General features: G+C 66.8%; 4 protein-coding genes and 1 pseudogene. All 5 read right to left on the bottom strand.

Annotated elements, in window-relative coordinates; genetic code table 11:
* On the bottom strand, positions 1 to 587 hold a 587-nt coding region (locus AC1DYI_RS30240), incomplete at its 3' end, for an ABC transporter ATP-binding protein (protein WP_477207816.1).
* The gene (darH, locus tag AC1DYI_RS30235) at positions 584 to 1,564 is read right to left on the bottom strand and encodes a BtrH-related acyltransferase DarH (protein WP_477207815.1); all 981 of its coding nucleotides are present in this window, start codon (positions 1,562 to 1,564) and stop codon (positions 584 to 586) included. The genes AC1DYI_RS30240 and darH, both read right to left, overlap by 4 nt.
* A complete protein-coding gene (locus AC1DYI_RS30230; RefSeq protein ID WP_477207814.1) occupies positions 1,561 to 1,956 on the bottom strand; it encodes a DarG family dialkylresorcinol biosynthesis protein in 396 nt (131 codons plus the stop codon). Before AC1DYI_RS30230 ends, darH begins: the two co-directional genes overlap by 4 nt.
* Positions 1,956 to 3,095, bottom strand: coding sequence for a beta-ketoacyl-ACP synthase III (locus AC1DYI_RS30225; RefSeq protein WP_477207813.1), 1,140 nt, complete (start codon positions 3,093 to 3,095; stop codon positions 1,956 to 1,958). The genes AC1DYI_RS30230 and AC1DYI_RS30225 overlap by 1 nt, the downstream gene beginning before the upstream one ends.
* Positions 3,085 to 3,326, bottom strand: a pseudogene (locus AC1DYI_RS30220) (dialkylrecorsinol condensing enzyme); the annotation flags it as partial. The pseudogene AC1DYI_RS30220 and the gene AC1DYI_RS30225, both read right to left, overlap by 11 nt.

The raw sequence follows: 3,326 nt of genomic DNA, 5'->3' as shown, positions 1-3,326 counted from the left end.
TCCATGTAGTGTGAGGTGTAGACCACCGTCGCCCCCTGCCGGGCCAGGTCGCGGATCGCGTCGAGGATGAAGGCCCTCGACTGCGGATCGACGCCGACGGTCGGCTCGTCGAACAGGATCACACCCGGCTCGGCCAGCAACGCGATCGCCAGATTGAGCCGCCGCTTCAGGCCGCCGGACAAGCGCTCGGCACGCGTCGAAGCGAAGCGTTCAAGTTGAGCAAAGGCCAGGCAGGCCTCGATGCGGGAACGAGCCCGCGCCGCCGGCAGGCGGCAGGCGGCCGCGAAGGTGGCGAGGTTCTCGCGCACGCTGAGCGTGGCGTAGAAGGCGTATTCCTGCGGCGCCACCGCTATGTGGGTCGGCTTGCGCACGCGCAGCGCCTGCAGCGGCTCGCCGTCGACCAGGATGTCGCCCTCTTGCACCGGCAGCATGCCGGCGAGCAGGGAAATCAAGGTCGTCTTGCCGGCGCCGTTCGGCCCCAGCAGGCCCAGCACGGCGCCGCGCTCGGCTTGCAGGCTGACGCCGTCGAGCGCAGAGCGCGGCGAACCCGCGTAACGGTGGCGCACCCGCTCGATCGACAGCGTCATTGCACGGCTGATTTCAGCTCGCGGAAGAAGGCTTCCTCGCGCAGGGCCAGGTCGCGCAGCAGCGCGGCAATGGCAGGCGGCGAGACTGGTTCGCGGCCCTTGACCATGCGCGCGGCCTTCAAAGCGAAGGCGCGCCAGCCGTCGCCGATYTCGGTCAGCCGGTCCGCAAAGCTGGCCAGCGCTGGCCGCTCGGCCAACGCCGCCGCTTCCTGCAGGAAGGCAGCGTAGATGAAACGAAAGCCCGCGCCGCCGGTGCCGATCTCTTCCTGCATGCGCACGATGTGGCCGATCAGCGCCGCCGTCGCCGGCTCGCCGGCCGGCAGCCGCTCGAGCCGGCTGGCCAGAAAGCGCATGCCGCGCACACCGGCGATCGGCACCGGCGCCAGCATGTGCCGGCAGTTGCGCGCAATGGCTTGGCGCACGGCCGCCGGCTGAACCGACTGACGTTCGACGCGCTGCGGGTAGTAAAGCAAACCCTTCGGCGCCAGCACGCCCTTGGCGAAACGCGCACGAGCCAAGTCGGCAGACGAGCAGCGCACCGGTTGCTCGAAGACCGGGTCGCTGATCAGGTAGTCGTCGCCCTCTTTGCCGTAGACCAGCAGGTTGTGCGCATTGAAGTGAAAGCGCATGTCCGGCGGGAAGTACCGCAGCCAGTAGACCGAGGTCTGCAGGCCGACGACACGCCCTTCAGCCAGCAACGCATCAAGCCTTTGCTGCCCCGCCGCTTCGCTGCGGAAGCTCTCGAAGCGGAAGTGCGCATCGAGTGGTGCTTTCATGCCACGGATGATCGCGCGCGGCAATGCGCGGTAGGCCACGACCGGTTGGCCCGAGACCTTGATGAACGGCAGGTACGCGAACGACAGCGCCGAGGCCAGCCCGAAGGCCAGGCTCTCGGACATCTCCAGGCCGTGGTGGCGCAACAGGTTGGCAACGACGCCGCTCTCGCAGTGCGCGGCATGGCGGTGATCGAAGTTCATGGCAGCTGGCGCAACACTGTCGTCGTCAGGCCCAGTGCCTGCGCATAGCGGCCAAGCTGGGCCTCGCTCAGGCGGGCAAACCCACGCGGTTCGAGGTGGCGGCGGACCCGCCATTGCCAGAAGCCGCTGCTTTGGGCGAGCAAGGCCACGTCCATGCGCCGGGCGTGCATCCAGTATTCGAGCGGCGAAGCCACGCCGGCGATCACACGCTCGCGTGACACTTCTGCCTGCTGCGCCATGGCGTCCACCGCCTGACGGGTCACGATCTCTTCGACCTCCCAGCCGCGCGAAGYCACGATCGTCAGCTTGCCGTTCTCGTCGCGGGCATACACGGCCTTGCGCTGGCCATCCAGCGTTGCGTTGCCTTCTTGCGGAACGTTGTTCGCATCCATCAACCAGCCACCGCCTCCATGTGCACGAAACCGCTCGAGAAACGCCCGCTTTCGGGCACGTACATCAACAGCTTGTGGCCAGGCTTGATGCGGCCCGAGCGGAACAGCTCGTCGAGCATGATGTAGGGCGAGGCCGAACCGGTATTGCCCTTGCTCGTCAGGTTGGTGAACCAGCGATCACGCGAGACATGAAAGCCTATCTCAGCCAGCCCCTGCTCGGTCGACGGAATGAAGAATTGGGACGACAGGTGCGGCAGGAACCAATCGATCTCCTGCGCGCGCAATTTCCGCTTCTTCATCAGGCCCGCCAACGGCTCCAAGCCGGCCACCCGGATGATGTTGGCGTTCAGCAGCCTCACGTCCTGCTTGATCGCGAACACCGATTGAGCCTGCCATTGCTCCGGCGTCTGCGTGAGCCAACCGCGCAGTTGGCCATCGTCGCCTTTCTCGGCACCGGCATACATGCAGGTCGGAAGCTGGTGGGCGGCGGATGACAGCTCGATCCAATCGATGCGCAACGACAACGGGCCACGCGGCTCGTTTTCCAGCAGCACCGCGCCGGCGCCATCCGACAGCATCCAGCGCAAGAAGTCTTTCTCGAAGGCAATTTCAGGCTGCCGCTCGAGCGCCTGCAGCTTGTGTTCGATCTCGGCCTCGAAATGGCGGGCGAGCAGCATGGGCGATACCAGCTCGGAGCCTGTCGCGACAGCGCGCGTGGCGTCGCCGCAGCGCACGGTCATCCAGGCGTGCTTCAACGCCGCCGTGCCCGCCAGGCAGATGCCGGCGCACGAGACGGCCTCCAGCCGGGGCCAGCCGAGCTCGCCATGCACCATCACCGCGTGGTTGGGCATCAACTGGTCGGGCGTCGCCGTGCCGGTCGCCAGGCCATCCACGCGGCCGATATCTCCCAGCGCACGGATCGCTGCTGAAGTGAGCTGCGCGTTGGTCATCGCAGGCTCGCCGGTGGCCCGGTCGATTGCATAGTGGCGCGACTGGATCCCGTTGTTTCGCAGCACGATCCGGCGTGCACGCGAGGGCTTGCCGCCCACCTGCCCGAGCACTTCCTCGATCTCATCGTTGCCGACTGGCGCAAACGGGAGAAACGCGCTGGTGCGCGTCAGGTAAACACTATTGGTCATAAATCGAGCAGCGTTCGGTCGACGAACCCGAAGGCCGCTCGAAGCGTTGTTGAATGCCCGCCAGCCAGCGACCCATGAATGGCCGCAGTAGCGCCTGGATGGCGAGGCTCAGCGGGACCACGGCGATGATCGCCGTGGCCAGGAAAGCGACGTACAACGCCAGCAGCGGGACCCGCTGCGGGCTGCCGGGTCGGCCGACGGCTCGCAACAGCAGTCCCCAGATGAAGAAGC

It is taken from the genome of Ideonella sp. P3_A4 (assembly GCF_056403075.1).
This window is presented reverse-complemented; position numbering and strand designations above follow the sequence as displayed.